This window comes from Gordonia jacobaea (assembly GCF_965344965.1).
Classification (GTDB): Bacteria; Actinomycetota; Actinomycetes; order Mycobacteriales; family Mycobacteriaceae; genus Gordonia; species Gordonia jacobaea.
Genome location: NZ_CBDRLS010000001.1, coordinates 1228693 through 1254914, shown reverse-complemented (window position 1 = coordinate 1254914; position 26222 = coordinate 1228693). Strand labels below are relative to the sequence as shown.

The window sequence follows — 26222 nt, the reverse complement described above, 5'->3', positions numbered from 1 at the left end:
CGGTGACATCGCCAGGTCCGCGTATGTGTGCTGCCCGCATCCGCATACTCGCCGCGTCGACCATCGTCGTCGCGATGCTCGCGGGTGCGATCGTCGGGGGACCTGCGGTCGCGGCGCCACCGACACACGGTTCGACGGCTCCCGCACCGGGCCCGGCGACCGGACTCGGTCCGGTCGGAACGTCGCTGATGCACGGTGACCTGTGGTCGTCGGACTCGACGCCGTTCGCCGGACCGGGAAAGTCCGCGCGTCTCGCGGCGTCGTCGATTCCCGGCGGTGCCTGCGCCGCGACGTTCGTGGGACGCGACGGGATGCCGGTGTCGCTGTGTACCCAGTTCGTCGGCACGGCGCCGCTGCAGGTCGCGGTGGCGACGGTGACGCTCTTCGATCCGACGACCGCGGTGCCGATCGCACGCAAGCAGTTGACCAAGGGTGGGCTGCTCGGAGGTGTGTACGGGTATCTCGACGATCGCGATCGCGTGGTCGTCGCCGACGGGTCCGGCGCGATTCTGCGTGTGGCACATCGGCATTCGACGCAGGGGTGGCAGCTCTACGTCGACGATCGCGTCGACCTGAAGGCGCATATCCCCGCGGGCGACGCCATCACCGCGCTAGCGCCGGACTTCGCGGGACGCGTCTGGTTTGTGACCACCCACGGCGTCGTCGGCACGGTTGACGCCGCTCGACGTGTGCGGTCGATGCATCTGCCCGCGGGCGAGGACCTCGGAAACGGCCTCTCGGTGCGAGCATCGGGAGTGTCGGTCATCTCGACGCACGCTCTCTACGAGATGCGAGCGGGCGTCGACGGAACACCAGAGGTGGTGTGGCGCCGCGCGTATGACCGAGGAACCGCACGTCGCCCCGGCCAATTGACCTGGGGATCCGGCACAACACCCACCTACTTCGGCCCCGGTGGCGACGGATGGGTTGCCATCGTCGACAACGCCTCCCGACCCCAGTTGATCGTCTACGACAGCAACACCGGCTCGACGGTGTGCCGCATGCCCGCGTTCGGCAGCTCAGGACAGGGCACCGAGAACTCGCCGATGGCCTGGGGCAACTCGCTCATCGTCCCCAGCACCTACGGCTACCAGTACCCGCCCATGGCCGTCAGCGGTCCGAGCGTGCCTGCCAGCGCGCCCTTCGTCGGCGGATCGACACGCATCGACGTGTCCGCGGGGGAGTGCCACCGCGTGTGGGAGAACGGCGACCGCCTCGCATCGCTGCCCCGACTCTCGCGCGCCGACGGACTCATCCACGGCCTCGGGTACGGGCCCTATCGACCGGGATCGATCCAGCAGGTCGGGCCGATCGACTACATCGCCACCGATTTCGCGACGGGCGCCCGCGTACGCACGTTGCGCGTCGGCGACGGACCGGTCGACGAGCCCCTCGAACTGACCGGCACCATCGCGCCCGACGGCTCGCTCTGGCAGGCGACGGTGAGTCGGATGCTGAAGATCGCGAGGCGTTGAGAAGTCGGCCGCCGGTCGTCGAGTCCCGGATGCTCAAGATCGGGCGCCGGTGACGGTGCGACAATCGTCACCATGACCGACCCTGATGAGTCCGATCGCATCCCGACGCAGGCCGAACTCGACGCCGAGGACCTGGCGGCGATCGAGCGTCGGTCGAAGGACAAGGACGAGGCGGTGCTCTATCCGTCGCGACCGACCGATCCGGGTCCGGCGCCGCGCGCGCTGACCGTCCACGCGCGCGTCGCGTTCTGGGGAGCAGCAGCCGCTGGACTGGTCGCGTTCGTCTACGGCTTCGTCAACGTCGGGACGATCAGAGGCCTGCTGAGGGACCGTCTGCGCGAGGGACTCGCAACCGATCCGCGCAACGCGGCGCCGGCCGACCGCATCGACCCGATGGCGAACTTCTTTCCGCCGTTCATGCTGATCATGATCGTCGTCTTCCTCGCGATCGAGTACGCGCTGCTGGTCGCCGCGGCCACGCATCACAGTCGCAACTGCCGCAACTTCTATCTCGCCGCGGTCGTCGTCAACCTGCTCTGTATCCCGATCGGGATAGATCTGCTGTTCCGCTACCCGGACGTGTGGTCGGCTCTGCCGGTCATCGGCTGGATTCAGTTCGCGCTTCTCGTGATCTCAGCACTGTGCACGATGCAGAAGTCGGTGAACCGGTGGCTCCCGCAGTCGACGCGGATGCGTCCGACACGGATGGTGAAGGGCCGCTGATACTGCGCGGCTCCATGCGCCGACCCCCGAGTGGTGTGCACCGCCTGCGGACGCGAGGTCGGCGCAGGCGGCACACGGGCGCAGCACTGTGACGTGCTTCCACTCTCGAGTCGAATGATGCGGAGATTCGAGTAGGCGGAGATTCGAGCTGTGCGAAGAGTCGAGCTACGCGAAGAACAGCGAACCGAACGTGATGGTCGTGCTCGCCGCGAGAAGCGTGAGTATGACGATCCCCGACCTGGCGGACGCGATCAGCGGGATCGGTTCGTCGATTCCAGTCGCTGTGGCAGCGGCCGGGACATGGTCTGAATCAGCGGTCGTCGTGATCTGCGACATGAGTCTCTCCTCACTCGAATGTCGTCACGAACGAGGCGCCGCGATGAACTGACGTCGACGTTACGGACCGCCGTGACGCGTTGACCAGGGCCGCGGCAGTACTGACACCGCACGGCAACCCATGGTCACGAGAAGGTCACGGCGGCCGTGTCGGGGACGGCGGCGACGGTGACTTTCGCCTATTACGTAAATGGATGGTTAGCTAAGAAGATGACGCGCCTATCTCGACGATCCACCTACCACTCGTCGGTGTTGGCCGCCGACGACTTGTCGATGGAGGTGGTCATGCAGTTCGCGCCGGTTCGCCGTCTGTCGGACGGTGCGCTCGCTGCTGTCGAATTGCAGGTTCGAGGTCTGGCCGGAAGCGCGATGGGTACCGCAGAGGCACTGCGTCGAGCCGCACGCCTGATGGAACAGAAGGCGCCGCTCGATAAGCAGAAGATGGTGTTCGCCGACTCGCCGCAGGCCGTGGAACTCGCCGAGATCCTCCCGGTGCTCGTCGCAGTCGACATGGACTCCATCCCGCAGCACGAACTCGACGCGTTGCCGTCACCGGCAGCCCTGCAGCGTCTGGTTTTCTCGGTATCGCCGGCGCAGTTGCTCAGCCGTCCGCACGAGGCGCTCGGCGCGGTGAAAGCGGCACGTAGCCGTGGCCGCGTGATCTGCGTCGACGGCATAGGTGTCGACCCGCACGCGATCTCGATGCTCCCACTTATCGAACCCGACGTGATCATCACCGGACCCGAGTTGCTCTCGGTTGCCACGGAACCCGACATGGCCGAGGTTGCGCATGCGCTCGCCGCGCACGTCGAACGCAGCAACGCTGTCGTCGTGGCAGAAGGCGTCCACGACGAGCAGTCGCGATCGGCAGCGATGACCATCGGAGCGACATTCGGCACCGGACGGCTCTACCCGGCCGTCGCCAACCCGTCGGAGCTTCCGGCTGACGAGGTGGTGCCCTTTCCGGAGGCGCCGGTGTGGTCGAGCCCAGCGCCGTCGGCCGACACCCCGTATGCACTCGCGTCGGTCATGCAGGAGCCGCGCCGCGGAACCAAACGACTTCTTGTCGAGATGAGCAAAGCGCTCGAAGCTCAGGCGGCATCTGCCGGCCAGGCGATGATCGTCGTCGGCACCTTCCAGCACGCGCAACACTTCACGGACACCACGTCACAGCGGTGGCGCGAGCTCGCAGACGTCACGGGCTTCGCCGGTGTCTACGGTGTCGGACTGTCGCACATGGTCGAGGGCAACGTCAGACACGCGCCGCTCGACGCCGCCGACGATCTCGTCAACGAGTGGACAGTCGCGATACTCGGACCTCACTTCGCCGCGCTGCTCTCGGCACGCGATCAGCACGACGATGGCCCCGACCTCGAGCGCACCTTCGACTTCGTGCAGTCGTTCGACAGGCTCACCGTGACGCAGGCGGTCCACAGCGTGCTGGCCCGTTTCAGCTGACCTTCGGCGAGTTGTGTGGGACCCAGAGGTGCACAATTGCACCCCCAGGTCCCACACAACTCGAAACCTTCACGTCCTATGACAGGGACGCGACCTCTTTGGTGAACTCCGCCTCGTCGATGCGAGTGCTCCGACCGTCCGCGATCACCACGTCGCCGTCGACCATCACGACGTCGACTATCGAGCGTGACCCGGTGGTCAGCAGTGATGCGCCGGGGTCGCGGACCGGCAACGTCGCATAGTCGCGGTCGAACCGGACAAGCGTGAGGTCGGCGGGCGCGCCGACGCTCACGCCGCCGATGACCTCGGGTAGACCGAGCGCCACATTCGCTCCGCCACAAGCGATGTCGAGCATCGTCTCGAAACCCATGAGGTCGGCGCGCTTGTGTGCCGCGCGTTGTAGATACGCTCCGATGCGGAACGTCTCGAGCATGTCCTGTGTGTCGTTGCTCGCCGCTCCGTCGACACCGAGTCCGACGCCGACACCGCGGTCGAGCATCGCGGGGATCGGCGCGATACCGCTACCGAGCCGCATATTCGACAACGGGTTGTGCGACACCGCAACTCCGCGTTCGGCGAGGATCGACTGCCCGACGTCGTCGAGTTCGACGCAGTGCACCGCGAGGAGCCTGTTCCACAAGAAGTCGTTGGAGTCGAGGTACTCGACCGCGCCGAGTCCCGCATGCTCGAGACACATCACATCGTCGGTCGGTGTTTCGAGCAGATGGATCATCACCGACATGTCGCGTTCCTGAGCGAACTCGCGCAGTGTGACCATTCCCGACTCGGTGACCGATCGCGGGTTCGGAATGGCAAGTGCCACACTGATCGTCGACTCTGCAGTCTGCTCGCGCAGGTGCTCGACATGGTCGAGCACCTCATCGAGCGGCTGCATCAGCCGTGGCTCGAATCCCCACTTGCGGGTGGCGTCTGGCCGATCGGCGACACCGCGTCCGAGAACCGCACGAATCCCGGTGTCGCGCAACGCCTGAATCACTGCGCCGTGGACCTCGGTGGACGGGTGGGGCCACATGTGCTCGACGACGGTCGTGGTGCCCGACCGAAGCATCTCCAGACTTGCCGCAACGGCCGCCGTGTACGCACGCTCGGGTGTGATGGCGACCGACTCCTCGCCGACCGCGAGTAGCCACTCCAGTAGCGGCGTGCACTCGGCGATACCGCGCATCAGCGACTGCTGCAGGTGGGTGTGCGTGTTGACGAAACCCGGAATCAGGTAGCCGCCGGTCGAAATCGATTCAGCGGCAGCAGTTGTCGACGACGCGTGGGGCGAGATCGATTCGACGACCCCGCCGACCACGCGAACATCCTGATGCTCGAGCCAGATGCCGCCCGTGTACACGGCGACGTCGGAGAACACCGAGCTGGATAACACCGAGCTCGACTGTTCTCCCGAGGTCACGTCGTCGCTCATTTGGCGAAGTTCGCCGCGATGCGCTGAGCGATGTAGTCGCCGCCGGTGATCGCCGGGTACTTGCCTGCGGCGCTCTCGATCAGGGCGTCGGTGTTGGCCTGCGCGAAGTAGGCGATGGTGTAGCGCGGGCCGGTGTACTCGCCACGACGCGGTGCGCGCACGCGATGGAAGTTCGACGGGAGCTTGTCGTCGGACCAGCGCATCAGCATGTCGCCGATATTGCAGGTGATCGCCTCGTCGGACGGCTCGACGGGAGTCCACGCCTGCGTGGAGGCCTCGGCACCCGGAAGCACCTGGAGGCCGCCCTGGCCCGCACGCTGGAACAGCAGCGTCAAGGCGTCGAAATCGGTGTGTGCGCCTGCACGCCAGACGTTCGGCTCGTCGAGCATGGCGTCGGGGAAGGCGTAGTAGTGCAGCAGGCGCAGTGTGCTCTGGTAGGTCTCGGTGCTGGGATCGTGTGCGCGAGTGAAGAACTCACGGTCGAAGCCGAGCTTCTCCGCGAAGCAGCCGAGGATGTCCATCGCGAGCTTCCAGCACTTGTGCTCGAAGTCGAGCAGCGTTGCCTGGAATCCGGCGAGTTCCTCTTCGGTAGGCCACAGACCGTCCATGCGGGGAGGGTGAGCTGGTAGGACTCCTTCTGATCAGGCGTGCCGACCGACGGGCGGACCTGGCTGGAGAACTCCCAGCCGGCGTTCTGGCCCTTCTTGAGGGGGAACTGCTCCTTGACCTCGCGGGGTAGCTCGAAGAACTTCGCCGACATCTCGAAGGCGTGGTTGACCTCGGCCATGTCGATGCCGTGATCGACGATCTGGAAGAAGCCGATATCGGTTGCGGCGGACCAGAGTTCGTCGGCGATCTGGGCGCGACGCTGCTCGAAGTCGGCAAGGCTGATGCGGCGGACCTCACGGTCGGTGGTCTCGGTGCCCACACCGCCCATCTGCGCTTCGCGATTGAGTTCTGTCATCGCGTACGAGTCGGCGGAGGCGGTGGCCCGAGTGGTGGTGTTGCTCATGGGTGTGTTCTCTCTTCACGAATGAGATCGCGTGCGCTTTTCGACGCGGGACCCGAGAGAAGGGCCGTCACGGACGCGAACATCGGGACTCTTCCCCGTTGCTACACGTGATCTCGTGGGAGCAACGATACGACAGCCGCGCAGAGGGCGCCACTCGAGAACGTGGCGGGTCTCGCGATGTCGTGCCGCGTCAGACGATCGGTAGTCCGAGGGTCTGGTCGGCTCCGGCGTCGATCGACACCGGAATCGGGCGCATCCCGCCGCGGTAGTTGGTCGATCCGCCGGAGACGACAAGGCGTAGTCGGTGTCCCGGAGCGAAACGGTGGACGAATGCGGGGATGGTGATGGTCATCGGTACGCGGGGGTCCGATATCCGCACGGGCGCAACAAGATTACCCACGGTCGTCGACGATCCGTCGGCGCCGACGTCGACGATTCGGGCGAAAAGGACAAGCTGGTCGGCCAGTGGCGCGCCGACGTCGAGGGGCGCGGACACACGCAGGCGCAGCGTCGGCGTTCCGACGACGTCGAGCGCCGACCGCAGGGGCGCGGTGTCCCACCAGGCGTACGTGCCCGCGACGTCGCGTTCGGGAAGGCTGACGAGTCCGAGTGCGTCGGGCACGTCGTGCGTGGTGGGCAACCCTGCCGGCGGTGTGGTCAAGCGCGCGGTGCCCGGTCGGGGTGGCGTGGCCGACGGCACCAATCCGGTGGCGCCGGAGAGGGCATACTGCGCCCGGCTGCCGACGTCGACGCTGCCTGCCGTCGCATAGGCGGGTGCGGCGATGCCGCGGTAGTCGATCCAGTCGCGGTAGTAGGCGAACCTCGGGCCGGTTCCCGGGCCGCTGCCCTTCAGGTAGTGGTCGAGCCATCCCACCGCGCGCTGGGTGACGTATTGGGTGTCGGGGTTCGGTGTCGTGGAGGAGTAGTCGCCGGCGGCGGGCGTGCCCGAGTGTCCGCCGGAGAACCAGATCATCGCCGTCGGAACACCTTTGGCGGAAAGGCCGCGGTAGGTTGCCAACGCCTCCTGGATGTTGAACAGGGTGTCCTTCTGGCCCTGTACCAGCAGAGTCGGAACGGTGACGCGGTCGAGGAACGATGCGACCGACCCACGCCGAAACCCGTCGAGGATCGACCGGTCGACTGTTCCGCTCGTCGCCGACCCGACGAGTGCGGAGCACACCGCGGCAGGGAAATCGGGGCAGCCCGTCAGGCGCTGCGGTTCAACCGATGCGTGCTGCACACCGGACATCAGTCCCGCAGCAGCCAGAGACGCGCTCCAGTTGATCTTGACCGCACCCTGCGTCGGGGTGGTGACACCGACGGACTGTCCGGTGTTGTTGGGGGACAACGAGTATGAGAGATCGTTCCAGGTCACCATCGGGACGATCGCGTCGATTCGGGGATCGACCGATGCTGCCGCGAACTGGATGTGGCCGCCGTAGGAGCCGCCGATCATGCCGACCCGCGGGTCGTCGGATCTCCGGGTGCCCCTGTGGTCGACGCCGTCATGTACGACGGCGTCGAGTCGAGGTGCCGGCTTCGTATGTGCGGCGTCGCGGAAGGCGATGCCGGTCGCGCCACCCAGATAGCTGACGAGGCGCGACGCCGCTGCGCCGTCGGGAATCGGACTGTCGAAAGTGATGCGACAACTCGATCCACCGAAGCCCAAGCCGGAATAGGCGAGCACGACGTAACCGCGCGAGGCGTACATCCGTGCCAGCGGTGCCTGACTGTCTTTACTGCCACCGAAGCCGTTCGTCGTCAGCACAGCCGGTGCGCGGTTACTCGGCGAAACACCGTGCGGAACATAGAGATCGCCGACGACGTCGCAGCGTGGGCCCGAGTCGTGAGCGGCGTCGAAGTGCAGTGTGATGACCGTGAAGGCGTCGGACGCATATGCCTGCGGCGCCACGGCGATCCCGACTGCCGCAAGCAGCAGTGCGAGTGTGCTGACGACGAGCGTGCGCATGAATCCCCCGATGCTTCGGACAACCCTGCGAGCATGACAGTCGGGGGCCCGCGCGCGGACCGGTTTGGCCGATCCCGAATCCATGTGCGGGGCCACGGGTGCTCCGGCACCCGATCTGATTCTGGAACTTCTCCAAACAATGGACTAATTCCAGAAACGTGGCTATGGTGGAGTCATGCAGGATCGACAGGCGCTCGTGCAGCAACTCCGTGAGGCAGGCATGCGGGTCACCGCTCCGCGCCTCGCGGTGCTCGAGGTCTTGGCGGAGCACCCACATTCGACGGCGGACGTCGTCGCGCGTGGTGTGCGCGAGCAACTCGGCGCGGTGTCGACGCAGACCATCTACGACGTCTTGCGCTCGTGCACCGATAACGGACTGCTTCGAAGCATCGAACCTGCAGGATCTGCGGTGCGCTACGAGACGCGCACAGCAGACAATCACCACCATCTCGTCTGCCGCACGTGTGGCGAGATCGTCGACATCGACTGCGTCGTCGGACAGGCCCCCTGTCTGATTCCCGACGATGACCACGGCTACTCGATCGACGAAGCCGAGGTGACGTTCTGGGGTCAGTGCCCGAGTTGTCGAGCGGCGGCGTCGAACGTGAAACCCGCGTAACACCAACATTTTTCACACCAGTGTGTTCTCGACCGCCGCGGCCGGCCCGCCGCAGCGGAAGCAGCGAGCGAGACGACGACGTCGTCGCTCGTGAACCGACCTCAGAAGCGAACAGCCCCGTCAACGAAGGAGATTCGCACATGACACCACGTACCACCACGAACACCGGAATTCCGGTCGCAAGCGACGACGAGTCGTTGACGGCGGGAACGCAGGGACCGATCCTGCTCCACGACCACTACCTGATCGAGAAGCTCGCCCAGTTCAACCGTGAGCGCGTGCCAGAGCGAATCGTGCACGCCAAGGGCGGCGGGGCGTTCGGCGAACTGGTGGTCACCGGCGACGTGTCGCGCTACACCAAGGCCAAGCTGTTCCAGCCTGGCGCGAAAACCGAATCGCTCGTGCGCTTTTCGACGGTGGCGGGCGAGCAGGGCAGCCCCGATACCTGGCGCGACCCGCGCGGATTCGCGATCAAGTTCTACACCGAGGACGGCAACTACGATCTGGTGGGCAACAACACGCCGGTCTTCTTCATCAAGGATCCGATCAAGTTCCCCGACTTCATCCGTTCGCAGAAGCGACTGCCCGGTTCGGGGCTGCGCGATCACAACATGCAGTGGGACTTCTGGACGCTGCGGCCCGAAACCGCGCACCAGGTCACCTGGTTGATGGGCGATCGCGGCATTCCGAAGTCGTGGCGGCACATGGACGGATTCGGCTCGCACACCTATCAGTGGGTAAATGCCGACGGCGAACGCTTCTGGGTCAAGTACCACTTCAAGACCGATCAGGGCATCGAGTTCCTCACGCAGGCGGAGGCCGACACGTTGGCGGGCAGTGATCCCGACTATCACCGCCAGGATCTCTACGAGGCGATCGAGAACGGCGAATTCCCGAGCTGGACACTCAAGGTCCAGATCATGCCGGTCGACGAGGCGGAGGACTACCGCTTCAATCCGTTCGATCTGACCAAGGTCTGGTCGCAGCAGGACTACCCGCTCATCGAGGTCGGCACCTGGACACTGAACCGCAATCCGCAGAACTTCTTCTCCGAGATCGAGCTGGCATCGTTCGAGCCGTCGAATGTCGTTCCCGGAGTGGGCTTCTCACCCGACAAGATGTTGCTCGGCCGGGTCTTTGCCTATGCGGACGCACATCGTTACCGCATCGGCACGAATTACGCTCAGTTGCCGGTCAATTCGGCGAAACGCGCGGAGGTCAACACCTACTCCAAGGAGGGCGCGATGGCATACAACTTCTCCGCTCCCGACGTTCCGGTGTACGCGCCCAACTCATTTGGTGGACCACACGCCGATCCGAGTGCTGCGGGCGACGAGGGGCTCTGGTCCTTCGACGGTGCCGCGGTGCGCGCGGGCTACATCGAGCACGCCGAGGACAGTGATTGGGCACAGGCGGGCACGATGGTGCGTGACGTACTCGACGATGCAGCACGCGAACGCCTCATCGACAACATCGTCGGACACGTACTCGGTGGTGTCAGTGAGCCGGTGCTCTCGCGGGTCTTCGAGTACTGGCGCAACATCGACGAGGATCTGGGCAAGAAGGTCGAATCGGGCGTCCGCGCAGGCCTGCAGAACTGAAATCTTGCTGAACATCCGCGATCTCGGAACACCACGGTCGCGAGAGCTGTTGTAAGACAAAGAAGTAGCACATCATAGGCAGTACCCAGTCACGCAGTATCTGAGTCTCAGAGGAGTACACATGGCTATCGAACCCGCTTACACCATTTCGTCCACGGCGACCGGCGGCGGCCGCGACGGCGAGGTCGTTTCCGCAAGCGGACAGATCGATCTGGACCTGCGCCCACCGAAGGAACTCGGCGGCAGCGGAGAAGGCAGCAACCCCGAGGAGCTCTTCTCGGCGGGCTACGCGGCCTGCTTCCTCGGCGCTCTGCGTGCGACCTCCAAGAACGCCGGATCGCCTGTTCCCGACGAGTCGACGGTCACCGTCACCATCGGCATCGGCAAGGACCCGGCCGACGGTGGGTTCGGACTCGTCGCCGACATCGAGACCTACATCCCCGGCGTCGACGAGACCAAGGCGAAGGAACTTGCCGAGGGCGCACACGCCTTCTGCCCCTACTCGAAGGCCACGAAGGGCAACATCGCCCACAACCTGACGGTCCGCGTCTGAGCAACTGACGCGCCCGTTGCGAGCCCGGCGCCACAGCCCGGCGTCGGGCACAACCGCAAGCCCGCCTACCGGCGGCAGCATTCAAGTCCGCCTATCGGCGGCAGCGAGAGAGAGTAAGGAGTCACACAATGACGAACACTCCGATCACGAGCACCCTGACCGATGAGCAGAAGACCATCACCGGCAACGCTCTGCAGCAGACCCTGGTCGATCTGATCGATCTGTCCCTGGTCGCCAAGCAGGCCCACTGGAACGTCGTCGGGCGGAACTTCCGTTCGGTCCACCTCGAACTCGACGAGCTGGTCACGGTGAGCCGCGAGTTCACCGATCAGGCCGCTGAGCGTGCCACCGCGATCGGCGTCTCGCCCGACGGTCGGGCCGAGACTGTCGCCAAGACGGCCGGCACCACCGGATTCGGTGACGGATGGACGTCCGATACCGAGGTCATCACGTCGATCGTCGAGAACCTCAAGGCTGTGATCGCCGGTCTGCGTACGCGGATCGACGAGACGGAAGAGGCCGATCCGGTCACCCAGGATCTGCTGATCTCATTCGCCGCGAAGCTGGAGCAACTCCACTGGATGTGGCAAGCGCAGATTGCGTGAGACGCCCGCGCTGTAGCGTCTAGTCCGTGAATGATCTGGGGGTCATGGTCGGCCTTGGGCTCGTTGCAGCCACGGTCGCGACCATCGCATACGTCCGAACCCGCGAGCGTGAAGCCGATCGATTGGCTCGCGCCGCGGGTTTGGCGCGTGAATTGCGCGAGCTCGCCGACGGCGATCCGGTCCGCCTCGCGGCCGTTGAGGAGTACGAGGTCACGCTCTATCAGCGGCTGTTCTACTCGTCGATCGTGACGCCGCGTCTGCGCGGCGCGGCCTGGGCGCTTCTCGCTGCCGTGCTCTCCGCGGTGGGAGCCGTCGCATCGCGCGGTGACGGAGTGGTGCTCGGCGCGGTGCACATCGGCGCCGTGGTGCTCGCGGTGCTCTTCGGAATCGCCGCGATCGTCTACGGCGTACTCGCTCTGATCCACGTCGCCACCACCCCGCGCGTCTCTTTCAGCGAGTCATACGACGACGCGCCGACCGGTGACGACGACGGCACCGAGACTGCGTCGAGCGTCAGCGCACCCGAGGCAGTGTCGGAGACCGCCGCGGCGTCGAAGAATCCCGAGGCGTCGAAGAACGACGGCTAGCCCGCCTGTTGGGCGGCGAAGCGTCGGCGATAGGTGGCAGGCGAGACGCCGACCGCTGACGCGAAATGGTGGCGCAGGAGGGTCGCCGACCCGAATCCGGCCTGCGTGGCGATCTGTTCCATCGGCAGAGATGTGGTCTCGAGTAGCCGACGCGCGTGTGCGACGCGCTGTTCGGTGAGCCATTTGTGCGGGGAAACGCCCACTTCGTCGCCGAAGCGCCTGGCGAAGGTCCGTGGCGACATGTGCATGCGGGCGGCCATCTCGTCGACCCGGACCTCGCGGTCGAGGTTCTCGACAAGCCAGTCGAGCATCTCGGCAAAGCCCTTCGAGCCGCATTCGGGGATCGGGGTGTCGACGAATTGTCGTTGACCGCCGTCGCGATGCGGCGGAACGACCATGCGACGCGCGATCAGATTGGCTGCCTCGTGCCCCATTTCCTCGCGGACGAGATGCAACGCGGCGTCGATCCCTGCCGCGGTGCCCGCGCTTGTGGTGACCGGGCCGTCGTCGACGAACAGGACGTCGGTGTCGACGCGGGCCGCTGGAAACATGTGCGCGAGTTTCTCGCCGTAGGCCCAGTGGGTAGTACAGCGTCGGCCGTCGAGTAGTCCGGCAGCCCCCGCGACGAACGCGCCCGAGCACACCGTCAGCACCCGTCCGCCGTTGTCGACGACCGCGCGCAAGGTATCGAGGATCTCCTCGGGATAGTCACCACTCGTGCTGCCGCCTGGGATGGCGACGAGGTCGACGTCGCGCGCGGCGTCGAGTCCATGTGTTGCGACGATGCTCGCGCCGTTGCCGATACTGAGCGGCTCGAAAGGGTCGGGTGCGCAGACGCGGAAGTCGAATGGCGGGCCACCGAGATCCGTGCGATCGAGGCCGAACACCTCGTTGAGCACGCCGAATTCAAAGAGTGCGACGTTACCGTGCAGGATCGCTGCCACCTTGCTGAGCACGCAACCAGTATGGCAGAAAATTGTCGAACGTTGGCTTTAGTGCCACTGGTGGCGGAATTTGTGCGGGCGGATGATTTCTGACATGACATTCTCAGACGTTCTTCTCCTCGTATTTCTCGTTCTCGTCTTCGTGGTCCCCGTCGTCTACGCGGTCATCCGCGTGCACTGGGATCGCGATCTGCCTGCGATACCGTTCGGCTTCGATCACTCCGGCGGACACGGCGACTGGGCGCGCGGTTCGGTGACACCGTCGGCCGACGCCGACGCGCAACGCATCGCCGACGAGCTATCGGTGCTGCGGCTGCACCGCCGCGACTGCGCGTGACGAGCCGTATGCGATCCGGGCGGGAACCTGGTTGTTACGTTGGTTGAGCACGTCGGCGCGAGTACTCTGCATCGGGGTCGTAGGGCAGCGGGGTCCTAGAGCACTCGAGTCGTAGGCAATCGGGAGGGGAGTGACGCGTCGGTGGTCTCACGCGGACGAGCAGTCGCCCTCGTGGCGGCACTCATCGTGATCGCACTCCTCACCGCCGCGTCGACGGTCCCCCGTATGTCCGACGTCGCGGTCTTCGCCGCCCCGGCGATCGAGCCGCAGGTCGTCGATGCGCCGAGCAGTCCCGCAGTTTCTTTGAGCAGCAAGCTATTTCGCAGCTCGAGTGACGCCGTGGTCGTCACTGACTCCGCGACGCGCGAGGACTGGAAAACTGTCGCCGAGACCGCTGCGACCCGGCACGTTCCGGTCTTCGCGGTACGCCCCGCGACCAGTGCGGACGTCGAAGCAGAACTCCATCGACTCGGCACGCGGTCGGTATGGGTCGTCGGTGCAGGCGACACGGGCTTTCACTCGACGTCGCAGTTCTCGACGACGCAGGTGTCGACGCCCTCGGCCGACCTCGCCGGACTCCGTGGCAACCCGGCCCCCGACGGTCCGAGGCCGCTCGTCTTCGCGGCGGGGCCGCTCGAACCCGACCTCGCAGCCACCGCGGCGGCAGGCGGAACACGACTCGTCGACGTCGCGGTACCGGACCCGCGCGCGAGCGGCGAATCGGTGCGGGCGCTGCGCGAGGCGCGCGGCACAGTTCCCGTGATCGCTGTGGGACGGGCGTTCGGCGACACCCCGACGTTCGCCAGGAACGTCGAGCAGGCCGTCACCCTGCCGGAGATCCCGGGCGGTGGGCAGCTCGTGGCATCCGGCAGGCGCATGGTGGCGCTGTACGGATCTCCCGGTTCGCCGTCGCTCGGGCCACTCGGCCGCCAAGGCCTTGACGCGACGATCGCACGGGTCAAGGGCATCGCGGCGCAATACCAACGGGTGAGCCGCGAATTGGTGGTGCCTGCCTTCGAGATCATCGTGACCGTCGCATCGGCGTCGCCGGGTGACGGCGGCGCCTATACCTCGATGATCGATCCCGCGCAGATTCGGCCGTGGGTCGAGGCTGCCGGGAGGGCGGGCGTCTATGTCACGTTGGATCTGCAGCCCGGGCGGATGAACTTCCTGACGCAGGCCAAGCGTTACGCACACCTACTCGCGATGCCGCATGTCGGACTCGCGCTCGACCCCGAGTGGCGGCTCAAACCCGACCAGGTGCACCTCACGCAGATCGGTTCGGTCGGGGCCGCAGAGGTCAACGCGACGTCGGACTGGCTCGCGGGCCTGACACGTGAGCATCGGTTGCCGCAGAAATTGTTCGTGCTGCACGAGTTCGACACCGACATGCTCGCGAACCGCCAACAGATCGTGACGACGCGACCGGAGCTCCAAACCGTTATCCACGCCGACGGACACGGGATTCCCACGGTCAAGATGGACACCTGGCGTCGAATTCTGGTCGACCTACCGCCGAACGTGGTGATGGGGTGGAAGAATTTTTACACCGAGGACACCCCGATGCTGACGCCTTCCCAGACGATGAATGTGGAGCCGCGACCATTCTTTGTGTCGTTCCAATAGATAGCAGAATCTGCGACCGCCGCTTTCGTGACACGATGACTCACTTTTTGTGTCGGAATCAAGAAGTTCCGTTCTCCTCGAACCGGATTGGGTTACGTTAAACATGAAAGTGGTTTCGAGAAGATGAGTGCCGCGATCCGTAATGGGTCGGCGGGCGTCAAGCTGCGGCTCAGCAGAGCCTCGGCCGCTTTGTCATGCGTGAAATATTGCTGCCAAATGGCTGTGAAATCCCTGTTAGGGCAATAAGTCCCGCTCTTGTTCGGATCTGTGTCACTCCGGCACAAAGATGGACATCGTCGCGAATCCGACGCTAATCTCTGGCCCATGCTTAGCCAGAACTCCTCACCGCGGACGGTAATTCGCAATGTGAATGTATTCGATGCTGTCGGTGATTCGGTGCGTAAGAACGCCGATGTTGTCGTAGAGGGATCGCGGATCAGTGCCATCTCCGACTCGCCCGTTGGCGAGACGCCCGGAACCCCGACGACTGTCATCGACGGTGGCGGACGCTTTCTCATGCCCGGACTCACCGACGCCCACGTCCATCTCATGGGAAATGCCAACAACTACCTCGACTTCGTGATGGGCGCGACTGGCTTGCTCTTCGGCAACACGATCGCCGAAGCCCGTCGTATGTTGCTCCGCGGGTTCACCACCGTCCGGGACATGGGCGGAGACACCGCTCCGGTGAAGGGCCTCATCGACAAGGGCGAGTTCGACGGACCGCGAATCTACCCAAGTCAGGCGATGATTTCGCAGACGTCGGGTCACGGTGACTTCGCGTTTGTGTACGAGACCCCGTACGCGTTCGACGGAGGTCCCAGCCGTACCGACTCGATCGGTTTCACGCGCGTCGCCGACGGTCCTGCGCATGTGCTGACGGCAGTGCGGGAGCAACTCCGCAAGGGCGCATCACAGATCAAGCTCACCATCGGCGGTGGCGCGGCGTCGATGTACGACCCGCTCTACACCCTGCAGTTCACGTCGGACGAGATCCGCGCGGCGGTTCAGGCTGCCGAGGACTATGGCACCTACGTCGCGACGCATGTCTACACCGTCGAGGGAATCCGACGGGCGATCGATGCCGGAGTGCGCTCTATCGAGCACGGGCATCTCGCCGACGAGCAGACAATCGCACTCATCGCGGAGAAGGAGATCTGGTTGTCGATGCAGCCGTTCTTCGAGCACGATCACAGCTATCCCGATGCCAACCGTGCGGGCAAGAATCGCGAAATCTGTAACGGCACAGGCGATGTGTACGCGTGGGCCAAGAAGTACGGGGTCAAGACGGCGTGGGGCACCGACCTGCTACTCGAGCCGGAATCTGCTCCGCGACAGAGTGAGATGGCCGCACGCCTGGGCGAGTTCTACCCGAATCAGCAGGCTCTCAAGATGCTCACATCGGGTAACGCCGCACTATTTGCCATGGCGGGCGACCGTGATCCCTACGGTTCCGCGCCGCTTGGTGTCATCGCGGAAGGTGCCTGGGCGGACCTGCTCGTCATCGACGGGGACCCCATCGCCGACATCTCACTCATCTCCGACCCGGAGAAGAACTTCTCGTTGATCATGAAGAACGGCTCGGCCGTGAAGAATAGCCTGCCCGTTCTCGAACCCGCCGTCGCTGCATCCGTGAGCTGAGCCGACCATGACAGACGGTGATCCGGTAACCGCGCCCATCGCGGTGGAAAAGTCCACTGGCAGCAGCGATGCCGCGGGTATCGACGACGAGGTGCTCCTGCGTGCCGACGGAATCGGTGTGCGCGCGTCGTGGGGCCACATCTTCGGCCCGACCGATGTGACGATTCGGCGCGGTGGCGTCACGGTGCTCGTCGGCTCCGGTGGGCGCGGTCGAACAGCGCTGCTGCTGACTCTGGCCGGTCGAATGCGCCCGTCGTCGGGAGAACTGCACGCGTTCGGCAGGGTCAACAACGCCCAGCATTTGTTCTCCCGCTCGGCGGTCGCGTGGATCGACGAGGTCGACGGCATCGAACAGACCATTCGGGTGCGCGACGTTGTGACCGAGCAAATACGTTGGGCGGCAAAGTGGTACAAGTGGGTGGGTCGTGCAACGCCAGATGACATGGAACGAATTTGCCGACCAGTCTTCGGTCCGTACTCCCTGCCGGACATCGACGACTACGTGGAGGAACTGCCCGAACTCACCGCGGCGATGTTGCGGATCGCCGTCGCAAACATCCGCAAGCCGCCACTTCTCGTGGTCGGCGGCATCGATCGGCTGACCCGAATCGACAGTGCGAAGAAGCTCCTCGATCGACTGGCGGCACTCGGTGAACACCAGACGGTTATCACCGCAGATGTCAACGGGACATTTCCCGACGCTCACGTGCGAGACGTGATCGAAGTTCACAATTTGACCGACCATGAGTTCGTGCAACTCGAGACCGAGGACCGTGTCTGACATGCTCGCAGCGTTTTCTCCGGGTAGCGATTTCAAGCGCTACTACCGCGGCCGGATGCCCCGCCTCGCACTCATCGTCATCATCCTCATGCCGCTGATGTATGGCGCGCTCTATCTCTGGGCCTTCTGGAATCCGTTCAATGCGGTCGACAAGATCCCCGTCGCCTTGGTCAATGCCGACGCGGGTACCACCGTGCAGGGCACCAAACTCGACGCAGGTGCGCAGGTTGCACAGGGCCTCATCGACTCGAAACAGCTTGACTTGCATGAGGTTTCGGAAAAGGATGCGGCAGACGGGGTGCGTGACGGGAAGTACTACTTCTCCATCACGCTGCCCAGTGACTTCAGCGAGTCCGTCGCGTCGCCGACCGGCGACAATCCGCGTTCGGCGCGATTGATCTTCACCTACAACGATGCCAACAACTACCTGTCGACGGTGATGGGGCAGGACGCGGCACAGCAGGTCGTCAACAAGGTCGGCGCGCAGGTGGGTGCTCAGACTTTCGATATCGTGCTCAGCGATGTCAGCAAGTTGATTCCCAAGCTCAAAGAAGCGCAGGCTGGGGTCAATCAGCTCAATGCCGGCATGAAGACCGCGAATCAGGGCGCGCAGGAACTCTCCACCAATCTCGTCACCGCGAAGAACGGAGCGGGCGAACTCGCCGGCGGACTGAACGAACTCGACTCGGCTGTCACCTCGGCGACGGACCCGATCCTGGCGGCGCTGAACAACGCTGGAGGTAGCGGACTTTCGACAGCCGAACTGACCGCGGCGGCTGATCGGCTGGGGACCAACTCCCAGACGGTGTCGACGCAGTTGGCAAGTGCGTCGACGACCCAATCTCAGGCGAGCACACTCGTCGACAACGCTGTCGCGCAGCTCGCGCAGAGCACCGATCCCAACATGAAGGCGCTCGCGGCTGCACTGGGGCCGGTCCAGAGCTTCCTCAAGACGCAGGGACTCGGTCCGGACGCGAATAATCAACTGACACAGGTGAAGAGCGACGCGGCCGTGGTCTCGGCGCAGATGAGCAATCCGCAGAGTCCGGTACGGCAGGCACTCACCCTCCTCGAGAGTGGAAAGCTGCGGAACGACGTCGTTGCTGCGCGTAGCGCGGCGAACGAGCTCAGCAGCGGCGCGAACCAGCTCAGTTCGGGTCTCGTCGAGCTGAGTAACGGTGCGAACGAACTATCCAGTGGTACTACGCAACTGGCGAACGGTACGCAGCAACTGGCGGGCAAGGTCAACGAGGGTGTCGCGGATATACCGAAATGGTCCGAGAAACAAAAGGAGCAGTTCGCGCAGTCCCTTGCGCAGCCCGTCGCGCTCGAGGAGAACACCCTCAATGAGGCGAAGACGTTCGGTACCGGCTTCACGCCCTTCTTCTTCGGGTTGGCACTCTTCGTCGGCAGCATCATCGCGTGGATGCTCTTCACCCCGCTGCAGGCGCGACCGATTGCTCAGGGGCTCAACTCATTCCGGGTGATCCTCGCTTCCTACGCACCGACCTTCCTGGTCGGGGTCCTGCAGGCCGCGATCTTGTATCTGGTCGTCGTGTTCGCCATCGGGCTTCGTCCAGCGCACCCATGGGCCACCTTCGGTTTCATGCTTCTGATGGTGGCGATGTTCATGGCGATGATCCAGATGTTCAACGCGTTGTTCGGCCCGGCTGTCGGCCGTGTCGTCACACTGGCCTTCCTGATGATCATGTTGACGTCGGCGGGAGGTATCTACCCCGTGCCGACAACGACGAAACCGTTCCAGTACATCCACTGGGTAGACCCGATGACGTATACGGTCACCGGCCTGAGGCAACTCACCGTCGGTGGCGTCGACAGTCGATTCTGGATCGCCCTGGCAGTTGTCATAGGCCTGACAATTGTGTTCCTCGCGGTCTCGACATTGGCCGCGCGAAGAAACAGGCAGTACAACATGGACCGCCTGTATCCGCCGGTCGAAGTGTAGGAGTGACTGCCTACGAAACCTCGCCTTCTGACGTCCCCCCGACCCACAAGCACAACGAAAACCCGAGGAGATCTCAATGTCCAAGTCACGCAAGCACACCAACGCGCGTGCGACCACCAACAACACCGAATCGATTGTCCTCAACCCGGTATTCGCGCGTCCGGGGGAGGCGACCGAGTATCCGAAGTTCACCATCCCGGACTCGATGAGTCTGCCCGAGACCGCCTATCAGATCGTCCACGACGAGGCGATGCTCGACGGCAACGCCCGGTTGAACCTGGCGACGTTCGTCTCGACCTGGATGGACGACGAAGCTCGTCGGTTGTACTCGGAAACCTACGACAAGAACATGATCGACAAGGACGAGTATCCGGCGACCGCGGCGATCGAAGACCGCTGCTGGAAGACCATCGCCGATCTGTGGCATGTGCCCGACGTCAGCTCGTCGATCGGAACGTCGACCATCGGTTCGTCCGAAGCCGCGATGCTCGGAGGCCTTGCGCTCAAACGGCATTGGCAGCATCGACGTAAGGCAGAGAACAAGCCGATCGACAAGCCGAACCTGGTGCTGTCCACGGCGGTACAGGTCTGTTGGGAGAAGTTCCTCAACTACTTCGAGGTGGAGCCGCGCTGGGTTCCGGTCTCCGAGGAGCACTTCGTGTTCGACGGCCACGACCTCGAAAAGTATGTCGACGAGAACACCATCGGAGTCGTCGCCATCCTCGGCGTCACCTACAACGGGCTGTACGAGCCGGTCAAACAGATCTCGGAGAAGCTCGACGAGATCCAGGCATCGACCGGCCTCGACATCAAGATCCACGTCGACGGGGCGTCGGGTGCAATGGTGGCGCCCTTCTGCCAGCCCGAGCTCGAATGGGACTTCCGCGTACCGCGCGTGGTGTCGATCAATACGTCCGGCCATAAGTACGGTCTGGTCTATCCCGGACTCGGATGGATCATCTGGCGCGACACCGAGGCGTTGCCCGAGAGCATGGTGTTCCACTGCAGCTACCTCGGCGGTGACATGCCCACTCTCGCCCTCAACTTCTCGCGGCCCGGCGCCCAGGTCCTGTTGCAGTACTACAACTTCCTGCGACTGGGGCGCGAAGGTTACCGGGCGATTCAGCAGGGCTCGATCGATGTCGCGCTGTATCTCTCGCACGCCATCGCGGGGATGGGACCGTTCGATCTCGTCAGCCACGGAGACACGATCCCGGTGTTCGCGTGGAAGCTCAAGGAGGGGTACACCGACAAGTGGTCGCTCTACGACCTCTCTGATCGCTTGCGGCTCAAGGGCTGGCTTGTCCCTGCCTATCCGATGGCCGACGGCCTGGCGGACTGGACGCTGCAGCGAATCGTGGTGCGGGCGGGCCTGAGTCACGACTTGGCTGCAGCCCTGCTCGCCGACATCGAGAGTGAAGTGGCGTTCCTCGACAAGCTCGAGACGGCGATGCCGCGCGAAGGAACCGGCTCGCACTTCCACCACTGATCGTCACCGCTACTGATCGCGGTCATCACTGAGCATTGCCCCCCTCCTGTTCTCGCAACTGCGGGGGAGCGGATACCCGCTTCCCCGCAGCCGGGCCGTCGTCGTGACGGCAGCAGGTGCGGAGTAGGGCGCGTGCTCTCGGTACCTGACAGAATGGAGCAGTTGTCGTGACCTCTGCCGCTGTGGAGACCCCCGACTGGCATCGCGCGTTGTTGACTCCGACGCTGACCAAGCAGTGTTGGGGCTTCATGATCGGCTCCGCGCTCTTCGCGTTGGGGTCGGCGCCGTGGATCGGCATTTGGATGGGCGCCTCCAATGCGAACATCTGTTACTTCATCGGCGCCTGGTTCTTCACCGCCGCAGCGTTGGTGCAATTGCTGCGTAGCGGCGCGATCACCGTGCCCGTGGACTACTCGCCGGGGACGATGGTGCGCGCGGAATGGCTTGCGGCGGCTACACAATTCTTCGGAACTCTGATGTTCAACACCAGCACCGCGGCCGCGCTGTCCGCGCGCAACATCGCATCGGAGAAGCACCTCGTGTGGTCGCCGGATGCCGCAGGCTCGGTGATGTTCCTCATCAGCGGAATATTCGTGCTCGTCGCGTACAACCATAACCACAAGGCCTGGAATCCCGGCGATGTCTCCTGGTGGTCGGGGCAGATCAACCTGTTGGGCTGCATAGCATTCGGTGTGAGTGCAGTGGGTGCGTACATCACGCCCGACGGCAATACTGTCGACAACGTCCTGGCGAATAGTTGCACGTTCATCGGTGCCGTCTGCTTCTTCGTCGCGTCGATGATCGTCCTGCCGCGTCGAACTTCTGAACGGTCGTAGGTGAATGGGCAAGCGCGCGGAGAAGCGATTCGATACCGGACGGGTGCACGACTGGTACCGCCGGGTGGGCACATCGCCCCAACTCGGAAGCGCCTCGTCACGGCATCTGCACCGCAGCGGAGCCGCCGACGCCGCGAACTACATGCCGACATTTGTGCTGGAACCCCATGGCGGAGAAGAGGATTTCGACGAGTATCTCTTCTGGCGTCCACTGTCCTTCGTCCTCACCTACGTGCTGCTCCGCACGCCGTCGACGATGCACAGGACTGCCCAGTGCATTTCGGAATACAACTCTGACTTCGTTCTGTTCGGTACAACAGACTCCATCGTGGACGGTTTTGTGACCTCCGGTGATCGCGACTATTCGTTCACCTACTCGAATCCACTTGCCGCGCTGTCGATGTCGGAGACCTTCTCGATCACCAACATGACGACCGCCGAGTACGCGAGCGTCTGGGTGCCCGCCGACATGGTCGACGACGCCGACCTCGCCGAAGCCGATCCCGTGATAGAGGACTCGCCACTGAGTCGGGCTACGGCGGTGTTCCTGCGCAACTTTGCCTACGACGTCGCGGTGCGGGGCGCCGACGTCGACCTCGACGCCGAGATGGCGGCGATCGACCTCCTTCGGTCCACCCTCAATCCACGTCGGTCACGGGAAGCGCACACCGTCGACAGTCCGGCCGTCTTACGAGGGCGGGTGACCGATGCGATCGACCGCAACTATCGGAACCCGGATTTCGACGCGGAGTCGCTCGCGGGTCTGCTTCATCTCAGTCGACGTCAGCTCTACCGGCGGCTCGCTGAATTCGACGAATCCCCAGCGGAGATGATCGCGCAGCGTCGGCTCGACAGGGCGCGGGAGTTGATCGCGCGCGGCGGTCCCTATGGTCTCAGCGGAATCGCGCACGCCTCGGGGTTCTCGTCCGTTGCCACCCTTCGAAATCGTTTCACGGCGCGGTATGGAATCACGCCGCTCGAGTATGCGCGAGAAGTCGCCGATGGCTAGCGAGGCGATGAACGGCATACGATCCGGCGACGTTCGGCCGTCGCTGACCCAGGATGTCGTCGTGCGGTGGAAACGGAGCCTCGGGGTTGGACTCCCCGGGCGTGCGCCGCGCACGCTGTCGGGGCGAAGCGGATTGGCGCAGTTCTCGGACGTGGCGATCGCAACTGCAGAGGACCCCAGCAGTTTCGATGCGCTCAGCTATCAGCGGACCCTGTCGATGCTGCGCGTGTACGCGCAGCTCGCCACCCCGTACCGATTGACACGCGGGGCGGGAGCGGGTCGGGGAACCACGGGCGAGGTTGTCGTTGTGGTCCACGGTCTGAGCGCGTGCAGTCACGTCAGAGTGGGCGACGACGTGGCCACGCTGAGGCCGGGACAGATGGCGGTGATCCCGTCTCACACTCCCTTCGCACTCTGGACGACGGCGGTCACGGACCCGAAGATCCTGCTGGTGCGTGAGGAGGCGCTCGGCGTCGCGGACGCGGTGCTCCCCGATAGCTCGGGTCTTCTTCCCCGCACGGTTGCGGCGTTCGTCCAACGCTTCGTCGCCGACGCCGCGACCGCGAATCGGCCGGTGGGTGCAGAGGCCGAACGCATCGTCGTCGAACTCCTGCGCGCCACCGTTACGCACGGCAATCAGCTCGGACGACACCTGTCGTCGAGCGCACCCGTTGTCCGTCAACGGGTGCGCGAAATGATCGAGGACCGGTACACAGATCCTGAATTTTCCCCGGATTCGATCGCGCAGGAATTGTTTATGAGTCGGAGGCAGCTCTACCGGCATTTCGACGACACGGGAACGACGCCGTCGAGGTTGATCAACGAACGGAGGCTCAGGCGTGCCCGCGAGCTTCTGAGTGGCGACCAAGCGATACTTCTCGGCGAAGTAGCGCATCGGTCGGGGTACACATCGGTCAGCACATTGCGAAACCGGTTCAAGTCCGAGTTCGGCATCGCGCCCCGGCAATTCAGCGAAAGAGCGATTGCGCAAGCGGAAGTATCCACTGTTTGGGACAATCACATCGATCCTCCGGGGATTCCGATCCATGACACCGATTTCGAGCCAGGTGACGATGTCCGAAAGCGCGATGTTCGAACGCACACCGAAGGCTGACGGCACACCGAAAGCCGACGGGGGTTCTGTGCGTGGCGCGGCAGGACGTGAGCTCACTCCGCAGGTCGTTGCCGACTGGCATCAGCGTATCGGCGCTACCGAAATGCACGGGGAGAACCTGCCGCGACACACCTGCTCGGCCGACAGCGGGGCGTCGGACTTCATCTCGGCAATGTCGGTCGAACCGCTACACGGCACGCAGCTGCAGCAGCACGTCTTCTGGCGCACCTTGGGGGTGACGTCGGTGTTCGCGCTGCTTCGCACCCCGTGCACGACGACGCGCACCGCCGAACTGATCAAGCAGCACCGCTCGGATTACGTACTCGTGGCGACGCAGCAGCTGCCGATGTCGGGTCAGATCCGCCACGGCCGTCGCACGCACCGCTACGGGAAGTCGGATCGACTGGCAATCATCGATAATCGCTCCCCGTTCGAGTCGGAATCCTTCGACATCACAGATCCGCTGGGCATGTGGGTGCCGACAGAACTGTTGGGTGATGATTTCCTGCCGGGCCGGCAATCATCGGCTCCTATCATCATGGGGTCGGCACTTGGTTCGGCGATCGCGGCTTTTCTGGTCACATTTGTCCGCGAAGCCGCGGTGCGCGGGAAGCACATCGACTCCGAAACCGAGATGAGTGCGGTGGATCTGATCCGAACCGCCATCCGACAGTCCGACCTGAGCTCCTTACGCGAAGAGGGCGATGCACGCTTCGCACAGGCTGCGGCGCGCAGGCTGATCGATCAGAACTATTGGGATTCTGATTTCGACGTAGATGTGCTCGCACGACGGCTGTATATGAGCAGGCGTCAGATCTATCGGTACCTCACGCCGTCGGGACATTCTCCTGCGGAGATGATCGTCGAACGACGGCTCGAATGTGCGCGAGAACTGCTCAGCGGCGAGGCCGATATCAGCGTCGCCCGTGTTGCACAGTTCTCCGGTTTTCCGTCGGCCAACGCACTGCGGAACAGGTTTCGGGCCCGCCACGGTGTCACGCCGCAGGAGTTCCGACGTCGTGTCCTGACGCAGCAGGCGAACGCCGATATCGCGAGCCTCACCCGCGACGATGGCTCGAGCGATGACTGAGGCTGCGTCGCCGCGACTCGACGACAGAGCCGTCGACGCGTGGAAACGTGAGTTGATGGCCGCAAGCCCCGATACCTCGATGCTGATGCGCGGTGAGCCGGGTGTCGCGGCCTATTCGGCCGGGTTCGGAAGGGTCACCGTGCCGGAACCGGCCTCGTTCATGGCCTCGGTCTTCTACCGTCCGTTGTCGACGGTGCACACATTCTGCGAACTGTCTGCTCCGCGGCGCACGGAACGCACGGCAGACGACGTAGCAGCGCAGGAGGGGCCGCCGCTGGTGATCGCCGCGGTACATCGCCTGGCCGGAACGCTGCGATTTCGCCAGTTCGGGAGGACGAAACGCTACGTGTCCGATCAACTGGCACTGATCACGACGGCGAGCCCGTTCGTGGGCGACTTCGACGCCGTGTGCGAATCGGCGATGCTGATGATCCCGGCTCACAAGATCGACGACCGCCTGACCTCTGCGCGTAGTGGCATGCTGCCGACTGTCGAGGACACGACGTTGGGTCTGGCGACCGCGGGATTTGTCCGAGCGTTCGCCGTCGATGCCGCGGTGCGCAATCAAGCCGTTTCCGAAGAGGACGAGTTGGCCGCGATCAGCCTGATCCGCAGCACGATCGGCTACATGGGTACTCACCACATCGGCAACACGCGTGCGGTCATCGCTGCCGCGCGTGAGACCACCGAGCGGCACTTCGCCGATCCCGAGTTCACTGCGGACGTGATGGCGGAAATGCTCGGAATCGGTCGGCGACAGCTCTACCGGCACTTCGTCACTTCAGAACAGTCGCCGGCAGAACTGATCGTGGCACGACGGGTCGCCTACGTGCGTGAGCTGCTCGACCACGACGATTCGTCGGCGCTTGACGTGATTGCAGCGAGGTCGGGGTTCACGTCCGCCGCGTTGCTGCGCAAGCACTTTCGTGACGAGTTCAAGATGACCCCCAGCGAGTATCGTGCCGCGGCCATCGAGGCGCGACGACAAGCCGACCACGGTACGGCGCCGTCGACGTGAC

Annotated in this window: 23 protein-coding genes and 1 pseudogene; 19 read left to right on the top strand and 5 right to left on the bottom strand. The window is 64.3% G+C overall.

The window, feature by feature from the left end:
* The first annotated feature begins 23 nt into the window (after positions 1–23).
* Complete coding sequence (locus ACRVY7_RS05825) at positions 24–1475, top strand: hypothetical protein (protein WP_431816407.1); 1452 nt, start codon at positions 24–26, stop codon at positions 1473–1475.
* A 72-nt stretch (positions 1476–1547) separates the two neighbouring features.
* A complete protein-coding gene (locus ACRVY7_RS05820) occupies positions 1548–2198 on the top strand; it encodes a hypothetical protein (RefSeq protein ID WP_049700544.1) in 651 nt (216 codons plus the stop codon).
* A 165-nt stretch (positions 2199–2363) separates the two neighbouring features.
* Here ACRVY7_RS05820 and ACRVY7_RS05815 read toward each other — a convergent pair whose 3' ends face one another.
* Entirely contained in the window at positions 2364–2534 is a 171-nt protein-coding gene (locus tag ACRVY7_RS05815) for a hypothetical protein (RefSeq protein ID WP_197494471.1), read from the bottom strand.
* 285 nt (positions 2535–2819) lie between these two features.
* Here ACRVY7_RS05815 and ACRVY7_RS05810 point away from each other — a divergent pair, with 285 nt between their 5' ends.
* A complete protein-coding gene (locus ACRVY7_RS05810; RefSeq protein ID WP_431816406.1) occupies positions 2820–3992 on the top strand; it encodes an EAL domain-containing protein in 1173 nt (390 codons plus the stop codon).
* Between the two features lie 76 nt (positions 3993–4068).
* Here the strand turns inward: ACRVY7_RS05810 and ACRVY7_RS05805 are convergent, their stop codons facing one another.
* The 3 genes and pseudogenes from ACRVY7_RS05805 to ACRVY7_RS05795 all read right to left on the bottom strand — a co-directional run bounded on the left by ACRVY7_RS05805 (position 4069) and on the right by ACRVY7_RS05795 (position 8405).
* The gene (locus tag ACRVY7_RS05805) at positions 4069–5424 is read right to left on the bottom strand and encodes an amidohydrolase family protein (RefSeq protein ID WP_431816324.1); all 1356 of its coding nucleotides are present in this window, start codon (positions 5422–5424) and stop codon (positions 4069–4071) included.
* Positions 5421–6436 (bottom strand): annotated as a pseudogene (locus ACRVY7_RS05800) (isopenicillin N synthase family dioxygenase). The gene ACRVY7_RS05805 and the pseudogene ACRVY7_RS05800 overlap by 4 nt, the downstream one beginning before the upstream one ends.
* A 190-nt stretch (positions 6437–6626) precedes the next feature.
* Positions 6627–8405: a CocE/NonD family hydrolase gene (locus tag ACRVY7_RS05795; protein ID WP_431816323.1), complete on the bottom strand. Its 1779-nt coding sequence runs from the start codon at positions 8403–8405 to the stop codon at positions 6627–6629.
* 175 nt (positions 8406–8580) lie between these two features.
* Here ACRVY7_RS05795 and ACRVY7_RS05790 point away from each other — a divergent pair, with 175 nt between their 5' ends.
* From ACRVY7_RS05790 to ACRVY7_RS05770, 5 genes are all read left to right on the top strand, one after another.
* On the top strand, positions 8581–9024 hold the full coding sequence (locus tag ACRVY7_RS05790) for a Fur family transcriptional regulator (protein WP_431816322.1): 444 nt from the start codon (positions 8581–8583) through the stop codon (positions 9022–9024).
* Between the two features lie 140 nt (positions 9025–9164).
* Positions 9165–10625: a catalase gene (locus ACRVY7_RS05785; protein WP_431816321.1), complete on the top strand. Its 1461-nt coding sequence runs from the start codon at positions 9165–9167 to the stop codon at positions 10623–10625.
* A gap of 121 nt (positions 10626–10746) precedes the next feature.
* Positions 10747–11178 (top strand): organic hydroperoxide resistance protein, encoded by a 432-nt coding sequence (locus ACRVY7_RS05780; RefSeq protein WP_431816320.1) that lies wholly within the window; start codon positions 10747–10749, stop codon positions 11176–11178.
* A gap of 128 nt (positions 11179–11306) precedes the next feature.
* Positions 11307–11783: a Dps family protein gene (locus ACRVY7_RS05775; RefSeq protein ID WP_049700552.1), complete on the top strand. Its 477-nt coding sequence runs from the start codon at positions 11307–11309 to the stop codon at positions 11781–11783.
* Between the two features lie 44 nt (positions 11784–11827).
* On the top strand, positions 11828–12370 hold the full coding sequence (locus ACRVY7_RS05770; RefSeq protein ID WP_431816405.1) for a hypothetical protein: 543 nt from the start codon (positions 11828–11830) through the stop codon (positions 12368–12370).
* Here ACRVY7_RS05770 and ACRVY7_RS05765 read toward each other — a convergent pair.
* The gene (locus ACRVY7_RS05765) at positions 12367–13326 is read right to left on the bottom strand and encodes a GlxA family transcriptional regulator (protein WP_431816319.1); all 960 of its coding nucleotides are present in this window, start codon (positions 13324–13326) and stop codon (positions 12367–12369) included. The genes ACRVY7_RS05770 and ACRVY7_RS05765 overlap by 4 nt on opposite strands.
* 82 nt (positions 13327–13408) lie before the next feature.
* Between ACRVY7_RS05765 and ACRVY7_RS05760 the strand changes: the two genes are divergently transcribed.
* From ACRVY7_RS05760 to ACRVY7_RS05710, 11 genes are all read left to right on the top strand, one after another.
* Positions 13409–13651 (top strand): hypothetical protein, encoded by a 243-nt coding sequence (locus tag ACRVY7_RS05760; protein ID WP_049700555.1) that lies wholly within the window; start codon positions 13409–13411, stop codon positions 13649–13651.
* A gap of 141 nt (positions 13652–13792) precedes the next feature.
* Positions 13793–15277, top strand: coding sequence for a hypothetical protein (locus tag ACRVY7_RS05755; protein WP_431816318.1), 1485 nt, complete (start codon positions 13793–13795; stop codon positions 15275–15277).
* Between the two features lie 324 nt (positions 15278–15601).
* Positions 15602–16918 carry a metal-dependent hydrolase family protein gene (locus tag ACRVY7_RS05750; RefSeq protein WP_431816317.1) on the top strand — a complete coding sequence of 439 codons (1317 nt, stop codon included), beginning with the start codon at positions 15602–15604 and terminating at the stop codon, positions 16916–16918.
* Positions 16919–16925: 7 nt separating this feature from the next.
* Complete coding sequence (locus tag ACRVY7_RS05745) at positions 16926–17699, top strand: ATP-binding cassette domain-containing protein (RefSeq protein ID WP_431816316.1); 774 nt, start codon at positions 16926–16928, stop codon at positions 17697–17699.
* 1 nt (position 17700) lies between these two features.
* Positions 17701–19665, top strand: coding sequence for a YhgE/Pip family protein (locus ACRVY7_RS05740; RefSeq protein WP_431816315.1), 1965 nt, complete (start codon positions 17701–17703; stop codon positions 19663–19665).
* Positions 19666–19741: 76 nt separating this feature from the next.
* Positions 19742–21154, top strand: a complete 1413-nt coding sequence (gene gad / locus ACRVY7_RS05735) for a glutamate decarboxylase (protein WP_431816314.1) — start codon at positions 19742–19744, stop codon at positions 21152–21154.
* A gap of 167 nt (positions 21155–21321) precedes the next feature.
* Entirely contained in the window at positions 21322–21990 is a 669-nt protein-coding gene (locus ACRVY7_RS05730; RefSeq protein WP_431816313.1) for a hypothetical protein, read from the top strand.
* 4 nt (positions 21991–21994) lie between these two features.
* Entirely contained in the window at positions 21995–22999 is a 1005-nt protein-coding gene (locus ACRVY7_RS05725; RefSeq protein ID WP_431816312.1) for a helix-turn-helix domain-containing protein, read from the top strand.
* A gap of 7 nt (positions 23000–23006) precedes the next feature.
* Positions 23007–24113, top strand: a complete 1107-nt coding sequence (locus ACRVY7_RS05720) for a helix-turn-helix domain-containing protein (protein ID WP_431816311.1) — start codon at positions 23007–23009, stop codon at positions 24111–24113.
* A complete protein-coding gene (locus ACRVY7_RS05715) occupies positions 24073–25203 on the top strand; it encodes an AraC family transcriptional regulator (protein ID WP_431816310.1) in 1131 nt (376 codons plus the stop codon). The genes ACRVY7_RS05720 and ACRVY7_RS05715 overlap by 41 nt, the downstream gene beginning before the upstream one ends.
* On the top strand, positions 25196–26221 hold the full coding sequence (locus ACRVY7_RS05710; RefSeq protein ID WP_431816309.1) for a helix-turn-helix domain-containing protein: 1026 nt from the start codon (positions 25196–25198) through the stop codon (positions 26219–26221). Before ACRVY7_RS05715 ends, ACRVY7_RS05710 begins: the two co-directional genes overlap by 8 nt.
* Position 26222 lies beyond the last annotated feature (1 nt).